Below are 19,997 nucleotides of genomic sequence, written 5' to 3' on the forward strand. Positions count from 1 at the left end.
GGGATAGTTTTTTTCCATCCCTGGGAGTTGGACTAGGGATAAATAACTATTGCGGATATCGGGATAGTTTTTTTCCACCGATCGCGTGGTGGTGGTGAAATATAGCAGGTCTCTTTCTTGATGTAGTAAGCAGCCGAATAGTCCTAACCGCGCTTGCATCTCCGAAGTAAAAATTCGTTACCTCACCCATATGAGAACTGCTATACCGAGCTTATGTCGGTGAATGGAGTGCCATGTGCTGACCGCTGGGGGTTAGAGATCGCCAATAATGTAGAAAATTGGGATAAGCGGTTGAACCCTCTGCCCTCCCTGCCGGCTGAATTGCAATTTTTTGGCAATCAACGCCAAACTATGACCATGCACTATAGCCCAAAAACCGAAATCCAAATGCTCAGCCAAATCAAAGACCTTGCAGAACAATTAGCGCCACGCCTGATAGAGATTCGGCGACATTTTCACAGTCATCCCGAATTAAGCGGTGAGGAATATCAAACCGCCGCTTATGTCGCCGGTGTCCTTTCTTCCTGTGGTGTCCACGTGCGCGAGGGGGTGGCAAAAACAGGCGTTATCGGAGAACTGGTGGGTCAGGGCGAGGACGATGGGTGGTTAGCCATTCGCACCGATATGGATGCTCTGCCGATTGCCGAACGCACCGACTTAGAATATGCCTCGCAGAAAGCCGACGTGATGCACGCTTGCGGACATGACGTTCACGCCACCGTGGGACTAGGAACCGCAATGGTTCTGTCCCAACTGAAAGAAACCCTCCCGGGAAACGTGCGGTTCCTGTTTCAACCGGCAGAGGAAATCGCCCAGGGTGCCGGGTGGATGGTCAAAGATGGCGCGATGGAGAAGGTGAAAGGCATTTTTGGCTTGCATGTGTTTCCCACCATTCCCGCCGGATCTGTGGGGATCCGACATGGGGCGCTGACAGCGGCGGCGGATGACTTAGAAATTATCATTCAAGGAGAATCCGGACATGGGGCGCGTCCCCACCAGGCGATCGATGCGATTTGGATTGCATCCCAAGTGATTACCACCCTACAACAAGCCATCAGTCGCACCCACAATCCCCTACGCCCGGTGGTGTTGACCATCGGTCAAATTACCGGGGGGCGGGCACCCAACGTGATTGCCGATACGGTAAAATTGCTCGGCACCGTGCGATCGCTCCACCCCGACACTCACGCCGAATTGCCCGGCTGGATCGAGCAAATCGTGGCCGGTGTGTGCCAAATGTACGGCGCAAAATATCACCTCAACTACCGTCGCGGCGTGCCTTCCGTACAAAACGACCCGATAATGAACCAAGCGCTCGAAAGTGCCGCAGTGGAAGCATGGGGCAGCGATCGCGTGCAAATTTTACCCGAACCCTCCCTGGGGGCCGAAGACTTCTCCCTCTACCTCGAACATGCCCCGGGCAGCATGTTTCGTCTCGGTGTCGGTCATCGGGATAAACCCAACTACCCCCTCCACCACCCGCAATTTTCCATAGACGAGTCCGCGATCGTTACCGGCGTGGTGACACTTGCTTATGCCGCTTGTAAATATTGGCAGTTGCCCTAACCCTCCCTTTCCATCCTTCCCCCGGGAGTTGTACTCTGACCCAGAATGCAACTCCCCTGCCCCGCTTTTCCCATTGCATCAACATTTCTGATAAATTAACTAACGTCTGAATACAGACAATGCCCACCCAACCGCCTGCGAATCCGACTCGATGAACGTTATTCCCACCCACATTCCCGATGTGGTCATTATCGAACCCAAAGTATTCGGCGACTCGCGCGGCTTTTTCTTTGAAAGTTTTAACAAGCGAGAATTTGCCGAAAAAACTGGCTTTACGGGAGAATTCGTCCAAGACAATCACTCGCGATCGCGCCAAAATGTCCTGCGCGGTTTGCACTACCAACTGCAACAGCCCCAAGGCAAATTAATCCGCGTGGCACTCGGCAGCATATTTGATGTAGCCGTGGATATCCGCAAAAATTCCCCCACTTTCGGACAGTGGGTCGGTTGCTTACTCAGTTCGGAAAACCACCGACAACTCTGGATTCCTGTGGGATTCGCTCACGGATTTTTCGTGGTGTCGGAAATGGCGGAAGTGTTGTACAAAACCACCGACTACTACCATCCCCAATCCGAACGCTCGATTCAATGGGATGACCCGGATATCGGAATTGACTGGCCCGTTAACGATACAGCATCGCCAATTTTATCGGCAAAAGACCGCGCCGGCGTGCCGTTAAAAAGCGCCGAATTGTTTGTCTAGTTAATCGTTAATTTTGCGGTGCTATTCTCGCCGATTTCATATCTCCAGACTCTCGTTTTTCTTCCCGCTACCCATCCATCGATGTGGCTTAACGCAACCATTCCCTTTCGTCTAAAGAACGATTAACGATGAAAATCTTACTCACAGGAATGACCGGCCAATTGGGTCAGGAATTGCAAACCATTTTGCCGGCGGTGGGAGAGGTGACACGGCGCGATCGCGCCACTCTCGATTTCACCCAACCGGACCGCATTCGCCAAGCGATCGCTGAAGTTCGACCCGATGTGGTGGTCAATGCTGCTGCTTACACGGCGGTGGACAAATCGGAAAGCGAACCGGAATTAGCTACGGCAATTAATGGAACTGGGGTGGGGGTTTTGGCAGAAGAAAGTCAGAAAATAGGGGCGCGACTGCTTCACATTTCCACGGATTACGTGTTTGACGGGACGCAAAGTCATCCCTACTCGGAAACCGACCCCACTCATCCCCTGGGAAGTTATGGGAAATCGAAACTTGTCGGCGAGCAAGCCATTCAAGAAGTAGGGGGCGATTTTATTATTTTGAGAACCGCTTGGGTGTATGGCAGTGGGGGAAAGGGAAATTTTGTCAAGACCATGCTGCGCTTAGGGGGCGATCGCGAAGAGTTGCGGGTGGTGGCGGACCAAGTGGGAAGTCCCACCTGGACCGGGGATTTAGCTGGGGCGATCGCCTCTATCGTGCAATTGGCTATCCCCCCGGGTATCTACCACTACACCAATAGCGGGGTTGCCAGTTGGTACGATTTCGCCGTGGCTATCTTTGAAGAAGCCAAATCCCTCGGATTTCCCCTGCAAGTGCAGCGCGTGACCCCGATTACCACAGCGGAATATCCCACCCCGGCAAAGCGCCCTGCCTATTCGGTTCTCTCTTGTGCCAAAATTGCCTCGGTTTTGGGCACCTATCCCCCCCACTGGCGACAGGGACTGCGACAAATGTTAGCGAATTTTAAGGGTTAAATGAGCATGAAAGCTTTAATTTTATCCGGCGGGAAAGGTACGCGCTTGCGACCCCTCACCTACTCGGGGGCAAAACAATTGGTGCCGGTGGCCAATCAACCGATTTTGTGGTATGGAATTCAAGGCATCGTAGCGGCGGGAATTACCGAGATTGGGATTATTATCAGTCCCGAAACTGGCGAGGAAGTGCAATCGCTCACCGGCAATGGCGATCGCTTCAAAGCAAATATTACCTATATTTTACAAGAAGAACCCGCCGGGTTGGCTCATGCGGTGAAAATTGCCCAACCGTTTTTAAAGGATTCTCCGTTTGTAATGTATTTAGGAGATAACCTCATTCAACGACCGCTCAATCCGTTTTTGCAGAAGTTTAAAGCAGAAAATCTAGATGGGTTGATTCTCCTGCGTCCGGTGTCGAATCCCAGTGCGTTTGGTGTGGCGCAAGTAGACCGACGGGGGAAAGTATTAAAATTAGTAGAAAAGCCAAAAGACCCGCCCTCGAATTTGGCATTGGTAGGAATTTATTTCTTTTCGCCCAAAATTCACGAGGCGATCGCGCAAATCCAACCTTCTCCCCGAGGGGAACTAGAAATCACCGACGCCATTCAACGCCTGATCGAATGCGAAACCGCTGTGGAATCTTGCACTTTGGAAGGCTGGTGGTTGGATACGGGAAAAAAAGATGACCTGCTCGAAGCCAATCGGATTATTTTAGATACCCAATTAACTCCTAGTATTTTAGCACAAGTCGATGCCCAAAGTCAAGTCATCGGACGAGTGCAAATCGGTCGGGGAACGAAGGTGGTAAACTGTTCGATTCGCGGGCCGGTGGCCATTGGAGAAAATTGCTATTTAGAAAACTGTTTTATCGGGCCGTATAGCAGTATCGCTGATGGGGCAACTCTGATTGATGTGGAGTTGGAGCATAGTGTGATTTTGCAGGGGGCTAAAATCACCGGAATTCATCAGCGATTGGTGGATAGCGTCATCGGACGTCGCGCGCAATTGACTGTGGCACCTCGCCGCCCGAAAGCGTTCCGATTTATGATTGGCGATGATTCTCAAATCGAGTTGGTATGATGAAGAATTGGGGCACTTGGGGAGAGAAAGTGGCGGAAAGTTTTGCTTTGAGTTGGTGGGAATTGATGGGAAAAAGTTGACAGTAATGTGATTTATTTTTTAACGGTCAATTATTATTCCAGGGAGTTGACTGAAAAGTTACTGCAATCGATTTGTGTTCAAGGGGAGATTCCCTATTGCGTGGCGATCGTGAATAATTCACCCGGGGATGAGTCGATTCGAGAGTTGGCGTCTGAATCGGTGGTGGTGTTAGAGGCGGGGGAAAATTTAGGGTTTGGCGGGGGGTGCAATCTGGGTCTGCAATGGATTTATCGCCAAGATCCGCAGGCGATCGTTTGGTCGATCAATCCGGATGCTGTATTGCTCCCCGGAATGCTGGCCCGGGTTCCTCAATTTTTTGCGATGCATCCAGAGGTGTCGATTTTAGGTACAATTGTTTACGATCCCACCGGAGAGCTGTGGTTTGCCGGTGGGCACTTTATTCCGGAGACGGGGGCGATCGCGCAACAAAACTGCTTGACGAATTCGTCAAAAATGGGGTATGTAATTTGTGATTGGGTAACGGGGTGTAGTTTGTTAATGAATCTGAGCAATTTTTCCCAGTGTCCTGCCTTTGATGCCGATTATTTTCTTTATTATGAGGATTTTGATTTCTGTCGGCGTTATGCCGCTCTCGGACATTTAATTGGCATAACCGAGCGTATTGCGATCGTTCACTATCCCTCTTCGGTAGCTGACCGAAAAATCAGAAAAAAATACAATTACAGTACCTATAGTTACTTGAAAGCAATGGAAACCTATACTTCAAAGATAGTGTTTGCGCTGCGATTGTTGCGGTTAGTTTTATATGCCATGCTTTTGATTGCGGTTAAGCCTGCGGTGGCAATGGGAAAGTTGGAGGGAGTATGGAAATATCTGGGGCGGCGGTGAAGGTCAAACCGTTGTTCCTGCAGGTTTGAGGGGAAAGAAAAGCGCTTTTTCCCGTAAATGAAATCGCAATATTCGGATTCGCTCTTCGTGCGTAGTTTGGAGGTCAAGTTATTATCCGAGGTTAACTTCTTGCATTCCCTATTGATTAATTTGTCGTTTTTGATTTCGCAACCGACGGGGATTACCACTTATGCGAAAAATGTCGTCCCTTATTTGAAAGGGTTGCAGCCAACATTATTAGTGGGAGAAGAGATTTCGGACTATAATTGCTACTTAATTCCGCAAAATTTAACGCCAGACTACGGAAAAAAGGGTCATTTTAACCGATTGGTCTGGACGCAGCAACAGTTACCGAAAATTTATAAAAATCTGCGATCGCGGCTGCTGTTTTCGCCGGTTCCGGAAGCGCCTTTATTTTCCGATTGTCGGTCAGTGGTGATGGTTCACGACTTCATCCCCCTGCGTTTTCCCAGTCGGCGATCGCCCCTATTGTACTACCATCGGTATTACATTCCTCGGGTGTTGGAGCAAGCTGAGGGCATTCTGTGCAATTCCACGGCTACTGCCCGGGATATTAGTAATTTTTGCCAGATTCCTGCGAAAAAGATTATGCCGATTCCGTTGGGATACGATGCGAAGAATTTTCGGTATTTAGATTTACCAAACGGGAATTATTTTTTATATGTGGGTCGCAGCGACCCTTACAAAAATTTACATCGCTTAATCGATGCTTTTGGTAAGATAGCACCGTGGTCGGATTCGGAACTCTGGTTAGCAGGGTCGGCGGATCCGCGCTATACCCCAGAGTTGAAAGCACAGGTTAGGGAATTGGGGTTGAGCGAACGGGTGAAATTTTTAGAATACGTGCCTTATGAGAAACTGCCGGTGTTAATGAATCAAGCGATCGCTTTGGTTTTCCCCAGTCTTTGGGAAGGATTTGGATTGCCCGTTCTCGAAGCAATGGCCTGTGGGACGCCGGTCATTACCTCAAATCGGTCTTCGCTGCCAGAACTCGCCGGGGATGCGGCAATTTTAGTCGATCCATACAATGTCAGAGAAATCGCCAGTGCCATGCAATTGGTTGCCATCAGTCCCACCACGCGATCGCGTTTGCGGGAACAGGGTTTGGCTAGAGCCAGTCAGTTTAGCTGGGCGAAAACCGGAGCGCTCACCTGTGACGTTTTAAAACAATATCTATAAAACTCCTTCAACTTAAAGTTTAATGGAATATAGAAGTTTAATGGGATTGCCAAACCCACAACTGTAAAGAAAGCCTCAGAAAGTCTGCTCGGGTCTGAATCTATTTCAGATTTCGCATTGCATATTTCATCAGTTGGACTGTAGGGGTCCTCCTTGCCCTGACAGCGCCAATCCCACCCTTGACAGGGACTCCGGATTTTGCTTTTTCAGGGTAGTGTAAGTAGGATATTCGCGTGGAAATGTTATTCTCCACAGTGAATGTAATTTGTGTGTGGAGTGAATGAAATTATGGTTACATCTCCTGCCTGGACTCAAGGCGCTAGTGTGAATTCTTCTTTGTCGGTTGCCTCGCCGGTGAGCGCGAACCCAGTGCAAAACCTCAAACCCAATGGGGGGAAAGAGGTAACGAATCGCCTGTTTATTGCGGGGAGTGGCATTCATCTGCCAAAGAGTCCCTTATTTGGCACTGATGGCATTCGCGGACGAGTGGGAGAGTTTCTCAGTGCGCCGTTAGCCTTGCAAGTGGGATTTTGGGCGGGTCAAGTGTTGAAGACGCAAGCGTACACCCCCGGTCCGATTATCCTGGGACAAGATTCGCGAAACTCCAGCGATATGCTGGCGATGGCGCTATCGGCGGGTTTAACGGCAGCGGGGTTAGAAGTGTGGAATTTGGGATTGTGCCCCACCCCCTGCGTGGCGTATTTGACCAGCGTTTCGGATGCCGTGGGTGGGGTAATGATTTCGGCGAGTCACAATCCCCCGGGGGATAATGGAATTAAGTTTTTTGGGGCGGATGGCACCAAGCTCTCGCCAGACCTGCAGGGGCAGATTGAAAGAGGCATCCGAGGGAAAGGCGAGGGAGCGAGTTCCACGGCATGGGGACAACACTATCATAGACCAGAGTTGGTCGATCGCTATGCCCAATCGTTACAAGCGCCGGTGGTGTCTGCCGGTGGGGTGGAGGAATTGCCCCTGCAGGGGATGCGAATTGTTTTAGATTTGGCCTGGGGGGCGGCGTCTCTGGTGGCCCCGCAGGTGTTTCGGGCAATGGGGGCAGAGGTTATCTGCTTGCACGATCGCCCGGATGGCGATCGGATTAATGTGGAGTGCGGGTCTACGCATTTGGGAGTGTTGCAAGCGGCAGTGAAAGAGTATGGGGCGGATTTGGGATTTGCGTTTGATGGGGATGCCGATCGCGCCCTGGCGGTGGATGACCGAGGCAGAACGGTAGATGGGGATTATATCCTGTATTTGTGGGGGACTCAACTGCGCGATGTGGGTCAGCTCCCCGATAGTACGATTGTGGCCACGGTGATGTCAAATTTAGGGTTCGAGCGGGCGTGGCAAAGTTGCGGGGGTCAGTTGCGGCGCGCGGCGGTCGGAGATAGTCACGTCCACGCGGAAATGGTTCGCAGCGGATCGATGCTCGGTGGCGAACAGTCGGGACATATTCTCTGTCGTCACTACGGGGTGACTGGGGATGGTGTGATGACGGCGTTGCATCTGGCGCGCTTGGTGAAGCAGCATGGGGAGTCTCTGGGTTGCTTGGTGGATGAAAGTTTTCAAGCTTATCCGCAGTTGTTGCGGAATGTGCGGGTGGAAGAGCGCGATCGCCGCATGGAGTGGCAAAATTGCGAAGCGCTGCAAAATGCGATCGCTACCGCAAAAGCGGCAATGGGCGATCGGGGTCGCGTCTTGGTCCGCGCCTCGGGCACCGAACCGGTAATCCGGGTGATGGTGGAAGCTGCTACAGTGGATCTGGCCAACCATTGGACCGAAAATCTGGTGCAGGCGGTGGAACGCCATTTAGCCGCTTAAAGTTTTTAACGTCTAAATTGCATAAAACATTCTAGAAATTTATCTAGAAAATCACTGAGGCGCGAGCAATCGCGCCTTTAAATTTTGCTATAAAAATTGCAAGTTAAATGTAGTAAATTAGGGTGGCGCCATAGGCAGCCGACCCGCGATCGCGTCGGGAATTAACCCGTTTCACTCCACCTCATGGCACTCACGCTTAAATTTGCGCTATCAATAAAGAATTGTTAGTCTGAAGTGGGCTAAAACACCTCACTCTTTGAGGGCTTGATGCGTAGGGGCTTATTTGCCGTCATGCCATGATAAAAAAGAAGAGAAAATCCAAGCAGAAATCCAAACACAATCAGGACAAACAAGCTCCAACACTGAGCAAAAAGGAGCTAGCCGCCCAACAAAAGCAAGCCGCTCGCCAACGCAATGAAATCATTCAATCCTTCGCCCTTTATGGCGGTATGGGAGTGGCGATCGGGATTGCTTTATTTTTTGTTGCGGGAGCAAAACTCGCCCTTGCAGGTGGGGGTGGCGTCGCGGTTTTATTGCTGTCGTACAAATATCCCCGTCTGGCCCTGTGGGGGTTCACGATCTACATGCCCTTTTCGGGGACAATTACCTACTGGATCGGCGGCGGAAGTCCCATCTTTCAATTGGCCAAAGATGGATTCTACATCCCCGCCGCAATCGCCCTTTACCAAGAATGCAAGCGGCAAAAAAAACCATTCGTAATTCCGCAAAAACTCGCCCCAGTCCTCAATCTGCTGCTGGCGATCGTAGCCATGACCCTGTTGTTTGTTAACGGTATTCAGCAACTAAATCCCGAAGCAGGGGATAAACCCATTCCAATGGGGATTTTAGGCATCAAAGTGTTTATTGGCTACATTCCCTTAATCGCTTGCGCCTATTATCTGGTTCGCAACAAAAAAGAATTTATCTGGCTGGTTCGCCTGCACGTGATTTTGGCGATCGTCTGCTGTGGTCTGGGCTTCCTCCAATATTTTATGCTAGCCTCCGGTCGCTGTCCGGGGACGCGCGGTTATGTGGGAGACGCTTTATTTAAAGCCACCCTAGAAGCAAAGTGCTTGGTTGGCGGTTCCCTGGTTTTCAGTCCAGAAGTAGGCATGGTTCGCTTACCCGGTACCTTCGTCGCGCCCTGGCAATGGGCTTGGTTTTTAATTGCCAATATTTTTGTCACCTTTGCTGCTGCTTTCAACGATCCGTCTTTACGGTGGCAAATTGTTGGTTTTTTTGGCATGGCATTAGTGTTTGTTAACTCCGTTATTTCCGGGCAGCGAATTGCCTTAGCTCTCGTTCCATTGTTGACAGTAATTTTGCTGGTTCTCACTGGCCAATTGGCTAACTTAAAACGCTTTATCCCGGTCGGAATCGGATTAGGAATTTTAGGCATCGGCGCGATGGCAATATTTCCTGAAGTGGTTCAGGAACGGGTCGATAGTTTTGTGGCTCGTTGGAATGCTTCTCCCCCTACGGAGTTTATTGCCCACCAATTTGAATTTACCTCTAAAGGACAGACTGGATTATTTGGCAACGGGTTGGGTCGCGCGACGAACTCCGCCCGCACCTTTGGCCAAACTAAGCTCATCGAAACCTATTATCCGAAATTATTCTACGAAATTGGCCCGATTGGGGTTCTGACTTTCCTGATTTTCGTCACCACTTTAACCTATCTCGCCTTCAAAACCTACCGCGCTCTCAAAGATAAACACCTACGCGGCTATGGTGCGTCGTTTTGGGTATTTATTTTATTTATCAGTTACAACACTTACTATTACCCCCTAGACGTGGATCCGGTGGCGGTTTATTATTGGTTTTGGGCAGGATTGCTCTTTAAGCTACCCGATATCGACCGAGAAATTCAGGAGGAGAAACAAAAAGCCTGGGAAGCAGGCATACTAGAAGAAGAAACAACGGCTAAACCCAAAAAAAGGAGGTGAATTCCCCGCAGTTTTCTCGGTTTTGCCCTTTCTCCCTCGCTGTTCTATCTTCACCAAATCCCTCTCAACTCCAAACCCCTATGAACTGGCCTTCCATTTCTGTTATCGTTCCCACCTACAACCGCGAAAAGGCACTGCGAGACACGATCGCTGATGTCCTAAACCAAGATTACCCGGACTTTGAAGTGCTGGTGGTGGATCAAACTCCCACTCACGAACCGGAAACTCAAGCTTATCTCGAACAACTCTCCACCTCGGAAAAAATTCGCTGGTTCCGCGTCAACTGGGCCAGTTTACCGGGGGCGCGCAATTATGCGGTTCGCCGATCGCATGGCGAGATTATCCTCTTTCTCGATGATGACGTCCAACTCCCCCCCGGTTTTTTCCAAACTCACGCGAAAAACTACCTGGATAAACCGGAAGTTGGCGCGATCGCCGGTCGGGTTTTCGATCGCATGAAACTCTCTGACTCGGGCGGCGATTTACAAATTGAAGCCCTCCCCGCCGAAGCAATGGATCCGGGCATCGCTTGGTACTATATCGACCTAGTTCATACCATCAAACCCCAAGAAGTCCTCTCGGTTCGCGGGTGCAATATGTCCTTTCGCCGCGACATTTTCCATCAGTACGGACTCCACTTTGACGAACGCTTTAAAGGTAGCGCTGTCCGCGAAGAATCTGACTTCTGTCTGCGCCTGCGACAAACCGGCTACAAAATCTGGTACGACCCCGAAGCCCATCTCATTCACTTAGGTGAACAAACCGGCGGCTGTCACGATATCAGTACGCGATCGGTTCAATACCAAATCACCTTTTATCACAATCACTTTCTCATGGGCTTAAAAAACCTCACCCCCACTCAATGCCTCCGCTTTTTTGCCCGCTTATTTGATTGTCACGTACTCGGTCATCCCCCTTGCAATAAAAGCGGTTCCCCGATTAAAACTCTGGTACGCGGTTGGTTCTATACCCTCGGCTTTTTGAACGCTTGCTTCACCCTGCTGCAATCCACCCTCGGCGATGGACAAGTTTACAGCCAACAAGACGAACTCACCCAAACCCAACAGCAATTTGCCGTTAGTAAATAACCCTCCTCAAACCCGTGAAAGTTCTCGTTGCTAGCCATACTTATATCGTTGACCTCAACCGCGAAAAGCTCCGCGCTTTGGCCCGCTTAGAACCGAATATTGAGGTAACGGTGGTCGTTCCTCGTCGCTGGCGTCCCGGTGGGGTGCAAAATAAAATTATCGAAACCGAACCCCTACAAGAAGACTCCTTCCAAGTCGTCCCGGTTTCTAATTTCAGCGAAAACAATCAAGGTCTGTTAACCTTTGGACCGGATTTAATCAAGCTGCTGCGCGAATTTCGCCCCGATATCATTCAAGTAGAACAGGGGTCGAAAGCGTTAACTTACGCTCAATTCATTACCCTCAATCGCCTTCTGGGACTGGAAGCCAAAACTCTATTTTTCACTTGGTGGAATTTGCCTTACGATTTGAAATGGCCAGTTTCTTTGTTAGAATCCTACAATTTGCGCCATACTGATGGGATTATTGCGGGCAATCAAGATGGGGCAAATATTCTGCGCGATCGCGGCTATCTCGGCCCGATTAAAGTGCTCCCGCAACTCGGCGTGGATGAAACCCTCTTTCGTCCCCAACCTCAACCGGAACTCGCGGCATCTCTTAACATTCAACCCGATGAATTTGTGGTGGGATTCGTCGGGCGCTTTGTACCAGAAAAAGGCTTGCTAACTCTCCTCGATGCCTTATCCACTTTACCGGATAAACCTGGGAAATTAATATTGCTCGGACGGGGGGATTTAAAAGCGGCGATCGCTGCTAAAGCAACTGACCTCAATCTGCAAAATCGACTCATCTGGATCGAAAGCGTTCCCCATGACGAAGTGCCGCGCTATATTAACTTAATGGATGTGTTAGTTCTCCCTTCAGAAACCACCAACGAGTTTAAAACCTTAACCTCTGTGGGTTGGAAAGAACAATTCGGTCACGTCCTGATTGAGGCGATGGCTTGCCAAGTGCCGGCGATCGGTTCGGATTCGGGCGAAATCCCCTATGTCATCGATGATGCCGGATTGGTCTTCCCTGAGGGCAATTCTCAGGCATTAGCAGATTGCTTGGGTCAGCTTATGGACAATCTACAGTTGAAACAAGACCTGGCCAAAAAAGGGTACGATCGCGCCATGAATCATTATACCAACCAGGCGATCGCCCGCCAACAATTAGAATTCTACCAACAGCTCATTGCCCATCCTTAATCACCACTTGCCCACCTCCGCCATCTCGTACCATTTTGATGGGGTAACATTGATTTAACTATGCGAATTTTACAAATTATTCCTTCCATTTCTTTAATATATGGCGGTCCGAGTCAAATGGTTCGGGGATTGTCGGCGGCGCAGGCGCGTCAAGGGGCAGAAGTGACCATTTTAACCACCAATTCTAATGGGGATGCAGGTCAACCCCCGTTGGATGTTCCCCTCGATCGCCCGGTGGAAGAAGACGGCTATTTCGTTCGCTATTTTCCCTGTTCCCCCTTCCGCCGCTACAAGTTTTCTTGGCAGTTATTGCGCTGGTTAAATCACCATGTCCGAGACTTCGATATCGCCCACCTGCATGCCTTGTTTTCTCCGGTCATTTCTGGGGCAGCAACCGTGGCCAGAACTCGCAATTTGCCTTATCTTTTGCGCCCATTAGGCACTCTCGATCCGGCGGATTTACAAAAGAAAAAAAAGCTCAAACAAATTTACACCACCCTGTGGGAAAAAGCCAATATTGCCGGGGCGGCGGCGCTGCATTTTACCAGTAACGAAGAGGCTAAGATTTCGCAGCGCTTTGGGGTAAAAACCAGGGATTTAATTATTCCGTTGGGGGTGAATTTACCGCCGGAATCTATAGGCGAAGATGAGGTGCGCCAACAGTTGGGAATTCCTGGCGATCGCCCTTTGGTTTTATTTCTCTCGCGTATCGAACCGAAAAAAGGTTTAAATCTCTTATTGCCCGCTTTAGAAAACCTGGTAGAGCAAGGATTTAATTTTCATTTCGTATTAGCCGGTAGCAATCCGCAAGATCCGCAGTACGAAGCGCAGATAAAATCGCAAATCCAATCCTCTTCCCTTGCCGATCGCACCACAATTCCGGGGTTTGTCACCGGTGGATTGAAGCGCGCTTTGTTGCAAACTGCGGATGTATTTGCATTACCTTCTTATTATGAAAATTTCGGCATTGCTGTGGCGGAAGCAATGGCTGCCGGAACCGCAGTTTGCATTTCGCGCGGGGTCTATATTTGGGAGGATGTCATCGCCGCTAATGCCGGCTGGGTGGGTGAATGCAATGTGGCTGAATTTTCGGTGTTGCTGGGGGAGGCTATCTCCGATCCGGCCCAGTGTCAGCAGCGCGGGATGAAGGCGCAAGCCTATGCGACCACTCATTACAGTTGGGATGCGATCGCCGCTCAAACCCTGCGCGCTTACCAGGACATTCTCGGTTCCTAGTTGGCGCATTACCATACTTCGCTACAAATGTCAATTAATTGTTTCAGGTTGATAATATGTAATTCTCTGCCCTTGTCGGGACAGGGCATGCCCTGTCCGGATATTATCTCTCGATTTTATACATAAAGGATATACTTACGAGTCGCTCATTTCTTCCATAATGACCTCTTGTTCGCTCAAGGCTTGGGGGTGGCTGGGATTGAGTTCCAATGCTTTTTGCACGGCGGCGAGGGCGTCGCCGTACTCTTCGAGAAAGCGGAGGGCGATCGCCTTACCGGCCCAGAAATCCGGATTATTGGCATCGAGTTCGATAGCGAGATTGTAGGTAGTGACGGCTTCAGCGTAGCGGCGGACAGCCATCAGGGCCAAGGCTTTGTTGTATAAAGCTTCTGAAGCATTCGGGTCGATCGCCAGGGCGCGATCGGCGGCATTAACCGCGTCGCGATAGCGTTCCAAGCGATAGAATAGGGCACTTTGGTTGATCCAAATATCGCCGAAAGTAGGGCGATCGCCCACATTGGCATCTCCACGCAGGGCGCGATCGTAAGCGGAAACCGCTTCGTCATAGCGTCCCAAAGCGGTGAGAATGCGCCCTTGATTGAACCACGCCAGAGAAGAGTCGGGGGAGACAGCGATCGCTTGTTCCGTGGCGGCGAGAGCCTCTTCCGGGCGGTTTAAATGCCACAGGGGGACGCTGCGATTGCTCCAAGCGTCGGCGTAGTCTGGGGCGAGGGCGATCGCGCGGTTAGAGGCGGCTAAAGCATCTTCGTAATTTTCCATTCCCGTGAGAGAATTGCCTAACTGCGCCCAAGCTTCCGCCGGACCGAGGTTTCCCCAATTGCCATCCCCTTCTTGCAGGGCTTTTTCACAAGCAGCTTTCGCCGCTTCATAACTGCCCAAGCGATTTAACGTAGCGCACTGTTGTGCCAGGGCGAGGGAAGAAGTGGGATTGATTTTAATTGCCCATTGATAGGAGAGAAGCGCATCGGCGTGCCTTCCCAAAATCCCGAGTAAAATGCCTTGTTCCGTCCAGACGATCGCATCGTTGGGATCGAGGGCCAGGGCGCGGTCGTAGGAGGCTAAAGCCTGGTCATATTCACCTTGTTCTTGCAGCAAGCGGGCGCGATTCACCCAAGCGATCGCCTCCGAGAGAGTACCCCAATTGCGATTGGCTTGCAACGCGCGATCGCAGGCATCGAGGGCTGCTTGGGACTGACCCGCTTGCGAGAGAATCGCGCAGCGCTGTGCCAACGCCACGGAATAATCGGGATCGAGTTTTATCGCCCATTCAAAAGACGACAGCGCCTCTTCTATTTCACCTGCGCCTTGGAACGCCACCCCGCGATGATACCACGCCATTGCCGGCTCCTCCTCCCCCCAATTCGCATCAACGCGCAACGCCGTACCGCAGGCCGCGATCGCCTCCTCGTACTTCTCCAATTCCACCAGAGTGGCACATTGCAGCGTCAGTCGCAAGGAATGTTCCGGTTCCAATTCCAGGGCTTGGGTATAAGCCGCCAGGGCCTCGGGATATTTTGCCGTGGCAAACAGCACATCGGCGCGATCGCTCCAGGTTTGCGGGTCGTTCGGGTTGAGAGCGATCGCGCTATCGCACGCCGCGATCGCCTCCTCATACTTCTCCTCCTCCGCCAGGGTTTGACATAAATTCGCCCAATACTCAAACTCCTGCACTCCCTCTTGCGCCAGCACTCCCGGCCTCAGGTATCCGCCCAAAAGCACCCCGCACATCGTCAAGCCAAAAACGCTTCGCCACTGGATTTTTCCGGTTAACCCCTTTCCTTGACACTCCTTCATTTTTCCTTACCTTTTTTTATCCTTTCTGCAACCCAAAAAAAACCGATTTTACTCGCACCCCGAAACCGACCCATCTGGCATAATTGTACGACAAAAATAAGCATTCCTTAGCGTCGCCTCCTGTAAATTTGCCCCGCTCAAATTTGCCTCCCCTAAATTCGCCCCCGCTAGATTCGCCCCCTGCAAGTCAGCATCTTGCAGATTCGCCTCAAATAAATGGGCATTTTCCAGATTAGCCTCACTCAGATTTGCCCCGGATAAATTCACCCCGGATAATCTCGCCCCGGCAAAATTCACCCCCTGCAAATTTGCCTGAAACAGATTTGCATCGGTTAAATCGCGGTTTTCCGCCCCTTCGCGAATCAACTCCAAAACCAACAACCATTGACCGTCAATTGTGGTTTGCGGATTAATTTGAATCTGGCGAATATTTGCCTTACCCAAATTTGCTCCGGAAAGATTCACCCCGCCCAATTGAGTATTTTCTAAATTCGCCGCTAATAGATTGCTATTAGTTAAATCTGCATCTAACAAATTGGCATCTGCGAGATTCGCTTCGCTTAAATTTGCGCCTACTAAAATCCCATGACGCACATCTGCAGCTTGCAGGTTAACGCCCTGCATATTGGCTGCAGTTAAGTCAGCATAATGAAGATAAGCATTAGCGAGATTGCTATTTCTCAGATATGCTCCTTCTAAATTAGCCGCAAACAAAGAAGCGCTTTCCAGGTTGGTACCTTGCAGGTTAATTCCTTGCAAATTCATCCCTTCGAGAAACGCGCCGGATAAATCTTGGTGGGTTAGGGTTTGACCCGATAGGGGGAGATTCACGACCTGCCAAAGGAAGCGAGATTTATCATTTAAAATTGTTTGTTCGTCAATAATGCTCTGGTTGAGATTGGTTTGTAGGAAGGTTGCTTCGGCAAAATTTGCGCCGCTGAGATTCGCTCCTTCTAGAGAAGCGTATTCTAAATTTACCTTTTGTAAGTTGGTATTGGTTAAATCGGCATTTTTGAGAGAAGCATTGGTTAAGTTTGCTTCTGCTAAATTTGCATTGGCAAGATTGGCTTGTTGTAAATTGGCATTGTTTAGTTGTGCATCTTTTAATTTTGCCTGTTGTAAATTGGCGCTGGTGAGGTTGGCGTTTTGCAGTTGTGCGTTTTCGAGATTGGCATTTTCGAGACTGGCGCGAAATAAATTGGCATCCGCGAGTTTGCCATCGCCGATGTTAGCACTATCCAGATTAGCACCGGCGAGATTTGCTTCGCGCAGGTCTACATTTCGCATGAGAGAGCGCGACAAATTTGCGCCTTCGAGTTTAGCGCCGCGCAGATTCGTCAAGCGGAGGTTAGACGCCTGTAAATTTGCGCCTTGCAGTTCGGCGCCCATTAAGTTGGCTTCTTGCAAATTGCATTCCGGGCATTCTTTGGTTTCTTGTAACTTGTTTACATCACCGCCTCGGGCAGCGATCGCCGGATAAGAGAGGGGGAGGGAAAGTAGAAGAAAGGCAGCGATCGCCGATTTGGGGTTAGGCGATATCGGGACATTTATTCGGGATAGTTTTTCATAGTTAGGCGATAACATAATCAGCTTTAACCTGTCAATTTAAGGGGATTGTAGAAACGGTCTCTACCGGGTATTTTTTAATTAAATTGCGGGGGAAGTTCCGCCGGGGCGAGGGGTTTTTCCTCGATAAATTTTGGTTCGGGTTCTTCCGATTTTTCCGCTTCAGTCTCCTTGTCTGCGGCTTCCGGATCCTCGGGAGTGTCCCCATCGGGTGTACCGGGGGGAGGGGGAGGGATTTCGGGAATTGCACCCGGATCTGGGGTTTCGGGTTGCGGCACTTCTGGAACTGGAACATCCACCGATGGGGGTGTGGGAACAGAGATATCCTCCGGAGTCGGTGTAGGGGGGGGTTCTGGGGTGGGGGAAGCGGGGGTTTCGGGGGTAGGCGCAGGGGGGGGTTCCGGGGTGGGAACCGTAGCTGGGGCTTGTTCCACTGCCGGGGTGGGTGGAACGATCGCCGGTTCGGGCGGTGGAGGTGGGGGTAAGGTTTCGATGGTGAGCGATCGCTGTTGTTGTTCCCCGCGATCGTTGGTCACTTGCAAAGTAATCGTTTCGCTACCCGGTTGTTGACTGGCGGGGTAGCGCAGATTCCCTTCTCTGGGCACAGTACCTGGGGCGGGAAGCAATTCCACTTTAATATTTCTCCCCCCTTCCACTTTCCAGGAAAACACAAGAGAATCCGCGCCAGAATTTGCTTGGCGAATCACTTTAGGCGGGGCGGGTTGGCCATTGAGATTAAACTCGACAATTTGGGTAGGGATGCGTTGTTCTTGGATTTTTATCGTATTGGTTTTTTGGGATTCTAGTTGACTATCTGGGGTAACATTTTGTTCGGGAACCACGGTTAATTGAAAAATATAGTCTCCCGGTTGACGCGCCGTGGTGGGGACATTGGTGCAGAGGAGTTGATTGGGCTGAGAGGAGGTTTCGCAAAAGCCGCGCAATTCCTCGGGGATGCCCTGACGGAAATCGTACAGTTTTTCTTCCGTTTTAATTGACCCATCCGGGGACAAACCGATTAATTTTAATTGCTCGATTTGATTGGGATTGCTGACTTTCCAATTGAGCAGAATAGCATTGGGAGGAGGGGTAAGGCGGCGGCGGGGTGTTTCGGGAGAAATTGGCGATAAATTGCGGGATTGATAGACAGGTTGGGTGGAGGATAATTCGAGGATTTGCGGTTGGGGAATGGGGAGAATGCGAATAGTATTGGTTTTTTGGGTTTGGGGTTCGGCGTTTTCGTTTTTAGGAATAGCAGTGAGTTCGAAGATGTAATCCCCGGGTTCGCGGGCATCGGTCCAGACATTTTGGCAAATCAGTCGTTCGGTTTGGGTGCAAAAGGTTTCTAAAGCGTCGGGGAATTGTGCGGTAAAGTCGTAGACAAACGGACCGCTTTTGACGATTCCATCGGGGGAAAAGCCAACGATGCGGAGGGTTTTGAGTTCATCGAGGTTTTCAATCGTCCAGTTGAGGCGAATGGCGTCGTTATTGAGTTCTTTGTACAGACTGCTTTCCGGGTAAAATTGCAGCAATTGGGGGCGTTGTGGGGGGCGAGTGAGCAGCCACCAAATGAGGAAAATCAGGGCGGCGATGCTACCGGAAATGAGGATAACGATGGGTAAGAATTGCCACCAGGGGCGGGGTTCCCAGAATAAGGAACCTTGGAAGCGGTCGTTAATTAAGGGGAAGTTTTGGGTGTCTTCGAGTTCGACGACAAAATTGAGGAGTTTTCCGTAGAAAGGTCGCCATCCTTTGGTGGGTTTAACTTGCAATCCGACTACAGCGGAACTTCCGGGCAAGAGGCGAACTTGAGGGGGGGCGAGGGTGTAGGTGCAGATTTCATCTTCATCGGCACTTTTGGCGCTGACGATGATTTCGCGGGGGGTATTTCCTAAGTTTTGAAAGCGCAGTTCGAACAGACCGGCTTCTCGTTTGACTTTACCGAGGGTGGTGATGAATTCGATGTTGAGGAGGTAAACTTCGGTAATTTTGAAGTAGATGACATCGAGCAGAACCAGGTCTGGGTTGTTGGCGCTGTAGATGCGGATGGTGGGAGAGTAAATGCCGGCAGGGGTATTTTCCGGGGGGTTGATGTAGAGAAGGATTTGATGTTGTTCCCCCGGGTTGAGTTCGAGTCCGCTAGGGGTACTGGAGACGATGCCGGCTTGTTGAAAGCCTTCTGGGTATAGAGTGTTGTACCAAGGGTCGGGGAGGTCGGTGCATGCGAGATAAAAGCGGTCTACGCGATCGCTGCGATTGTGAACTTGCACCTGGATTTCCAGGGGTTGTCCGGGTTGGAGAATAGCGGGAGCAACCGAGGAGGTGAGGGGGAGGAGGGCGAAGGTGGGGTCGCTGACGGTGCGGCTTTCTTGGATAAAGGGCATCACCTGAAGTCGCCCGGGGCGGTCGATGGGGGTTTCTTCCGGGTAATGCTGCGGCGCATCCACCACCAGGGTATAGTCGTAGGTGCCGGGAATTGCGTCGGCGGGGATTTGCACCTGAAAGACCACTTCGCTGGCTTGTCCGGGGGTGAGGGCGAGACGTTCGTGGGGGGAGAGGAACCATTCGCGCACCGGATCCGAGGTTTCGGAGATAAAGATATCGATAATGGCGCTGACCGAGCCTTGATTGGTGATGGTGACTCGCAGTTCTAGGGTGCTGCCGGCGGTGACGGAGGCCGCGCCAGAGGGATTGACGATAATGCCTAAGGGAGAGGCGACGCTAGGGGAGGATAGGCGATCGCCAATGGGGTTGGCGATCGCTTCGGATGTGGGACTCAAACGCTGTAGTGTCATCAGAAATTAGGGTTGGTAAGGGGGAGAACGGAAACCCTCGTCATTTATGCGTAGGGAGGAGTTCTCCCC

14 protein-coding genes are annotated in these 19,997 nt (G+C 50.8%); 11 read left to right on the top strand and 3 right to left on the bottom strand.

Going from position 1 to position 19,997, the window contains the following annotated elements:
* Window positions 1-387: 387 nt before the first annotated feature.
* The 11 genes from LKK83_RS15875 to hpsP all read left to right on the top strand — a co-directional run bounded on the left by LKK83_RS15875 (window position 388) and on the right by hpsP (window position 13,752).
* Window positions 388-1,566 carry a M20 family metallopeptidase gene (locus tag LKK83_RS15875; protein ID WP_324632209.1) on the top strand — a complete coding sequence of 393 codons (1,179 nt, stop codon included), beginning with the start codon at window positions 388-390 and terminating at the stop codon, window positions 1,564-1,566.
* 151 nt (window positions 1,567-1,717) lie between these two features.
* Window positions 1,718-2,269 (top strand): dTDP-4-dehydrorhamnose 3,5-epimerase, encoded by a 552-nt coding sequence (rfbC, locus tag LKK83_RS15880; protein ID WP_324632197.1) that lies wholly within the window; start codon window positions 1,718-1,720, stop codon window positions 2,267-2,269.
* A 128-nt stretch (window positions 2,270-2,397) separates the two neighbouring features.
* Window positions 2,398-3,264, top strand: coding sequence for a dTDP-4-dehydrorhamnose reductase (gene rfbD / locus LKK83_RS15885; RefSeq protein ID WP_324632198.1), 867 nt, complete (start codon window positions 2,398-2,400; stop codon window positions 3,262-3,264).
* 6 nt (window positions 3,265-3,270) lie between these two features.
* On the top strand, window positions 3,271-4,344 hold the full coding sequence (locus tag LKK83_RS15890) for a glucose-1-phosphate thymidylyltransferase (protein ID WP_324632199.1): 1,074 nt from the start codon (window positions 3,271-3,273) through the stop codon (window positions 4,342-4,344).
* Window positions 4,345-4,431: 87 nt separating this feature from the next.
* Window positions 4,432-5,274 carry a glycosyltransferase family 2 protein gene (locus LKK83_RS15895; protein WP_324632200.1) on the top strand — a complete coding sequence of 281 codons (843 nt, stop codon included), beginning with the start codon at window positions 4,432-4,434 and terminating at the stop codon, window positions 5,272-5,274.
* A 129-nt stretch (window positions 5,275-5,403) separates the two neighbouring features.
* Window positions 5,404-6,474: a glycosyltransferase family 4 protein gene (locus LKK83_RS15900; protein ID WP_324632210.1), complete on the top strand. Its 1,071-nt coding sequence runs from the start codon at window positions 5,404-5,406 to the stop codon at window positions 6,472-6,474.
* Window positions 6,475-6,762: 288 nt separating this feature from the next.
* Window positions 6,763-8,292 (top strand): phosphoglucosamine mutase, encoded by a 1,530-nt coding sequence (gene glmM / locus LKK83_RS15905; RefSeq protein WP_324632201.1) that lies wholly within the window; start codon window positions 6,763-6,765, stop codon window positions 8,290-8,292.
* Between the two features lie 296 nt (window positions 8,293-8,588).
* A complete protein-coding gene (hpsL, locus tag LKK83_RS15910) occupies window positions 8,589-10,238 on the top strand; it encodes a hormogonium polysaccharide biosynthesis protein HpsL (protein WP_324632202.1) in 1,650 nt (549 codons plus the stop codon).
* A gap of 80 nt (window positions 10,239-10,318) precedes the next feature.
* Window positions 10,319-11,326: a hormogonium polysaccharide biosynthesis glycosyltransferase HpsN gene (gene hpsN, locus LKK83_RS15915; protein WP_324632203.1), complete on the top strand. Its 1,008-nt coding sequence runs from the start codon at window positions 10,319-10,321 to the stop codon at window positions 11,324-11,326.
* A 14-nt stretch (window positions 11,327-11,340) separates the two neighbouring features.
* A complete protein-coding gene (gene hpsO, locus LKK83_RS15920) occupies window positions 11,341-12,516 on the top strand; it encodes a hormogonium polysaccharide biosynthesis glycosyltransferase HpsO (RefSeq protein WP_324632204.1) in 1,176 nt (391 codons plus the stop codon).
* A 60-nt stretch (window positions 12,517-12,576) separates the two neighbouring features.
* A complete protein-coding gene (gene hpsP, locus LKK83_RS15925; protein ID WP_324632205.1) occupies window positions 12,577-13,752 on the top strand; it encodes a hormogonium polysaccharide biosynthesis glycosyltransferase HpsP in 1,176 nt (391 codons plus the stop codon).
* Window positions 13,753-13,887: 135 nt separating this feature from the next.
* Here hpsP and LKK83_RS15930 read toward each other — a convergent pair whose 3' ends face one another.
* From LKK83_RS15930 to LKK83_RS15940, 3 genes are read right to left on the bottom strand one after another with little or no spacing between them, the layout of a single operon-like run.
* Complete coding sequence (locus LKK83_RS15930) at window positions 13,888-15,567, bottom strand: tetratricopeptide repeat protein (protein WP_324632206.1); 1,680 nt, start codon at window positions 15,565-15,567, stop codon at window positions 13,888-13,890.
* Between the two features lie 48 nt (window positions 15,568-15,615).
* On the bottom strand, window positions 15,616-17,151 hold the full coding sequence (locus LKK83_RS15935; protein ID WP_324632207.1) for a pentapeptide repeat-containing protein: 1,536 nt from the start codon (window positions 17,149-17,151) through the stop codon (window positions 15,616-15,618).
* Window positions 17,152-17,210: 59 nt separating this feature from the next.
* Window positions 17,211-19,928, bottom strand: a complete 2,718-nt coding sequence (locus LKK83_RS15940) for a COG1470 family protein (protein WP_324632208.1) — start codon at window positions 19,926-19,928, stop codon at window positions 17,211-17,213.
* Between the last annotated feature and the right edge of the window lie 69 nt (window positions 19,929-19,997).

Source organism: Phormidium sp. CCY1219 (genome assembly GCF_035615515.1).
Taxonomy (GTDB): domain Bacteria; phylum Cyanobacteriota; class Cyanobacteriia; order Cyanobacteriales; family Laspinemataceae; genus CCY1219.

What these genes read in the sequence shown, in the direction of transcription:
- LKK83_RS15930 (WP_324632206.1), bottom strand. Translation starts at nt 15,567, where the DNA reads ATGAAGGAGTGTCAAGGAAAGGGGTTAACCGGAAAAATCCAGTGGCGA.
- LKK83_RS15890 (WP_324632199.1), top strand. Translation starts at nt 3,271, where the DNA reads ATGAAAGCTTTAATTTTATCCGGCGGGAAAGGTACGCGCTTGCGACCC.
- glmM (WP_324632201.1), top strand. Translation starts at nt 6,763, where the DNA reads ATGGTTACATCTCCTGCCTGGACTCAAGGCGCTAGTGTGAATTCTTCT.
- hpsN (WP_324632203.1), top strand. Translation starts at nt 10,319, where the DNA reads ATGAACTGGCCTTCCATTTCTGTTATCGTTCCCACCTACAACCGCGAA.
- rfbD (WP_324632198.1), top strand. Translation starts at nt 2,398, where the DNA reads ATGAAAATCTTACTCACAGGAATGACCGGCCAATTGGGTCAGGAATTG.
- LKK83_RS15875 (WP_324632209.1), top strand. Translation starts at nt 388, where the DNA reads ATGCTCAGCCAAATCAAAGACCTTGCAGAACAATTAGCGCCACGCCTG.
- hpsL (WP_324632202.1), top strand. Translation starts at nt 8,589, where the DNA reads ATGATAAAAAAGAAGAGAAAATCCAAGCAGAAATCCAAACACAATCAG.
- rfbC (WP_324632197.1), top strand. Translation starts at nt 1,718, where the DNA reads ATGAACGTTATTCCCACCCACATTCCCGATGTGGTCATTATCGAACCC.
- LKK83_RS15940 (WP_324632208.1), bottom strand. Translation starts at nt 19,928, where the DNA reads ATGACACTACAGCGTTTGAGTCCCACATCCGAAGCGATCGCCAACCCC.
- LKK83_RS15935 (WP_324632207.1), bottom strand. Translation starts at nt 17,151, where the DNA reads ATGTTATCGCCTAACTATGAAAAACTATCCCGAATAAATGTCCCGATA.
- hpsP (WP_324632205.1), top strand. Translation starts at nt 12,577, where the DNA reads ATGCGAATTTTACAAATTATTCCTTCCATTTCTTTAATATATGGCGGT.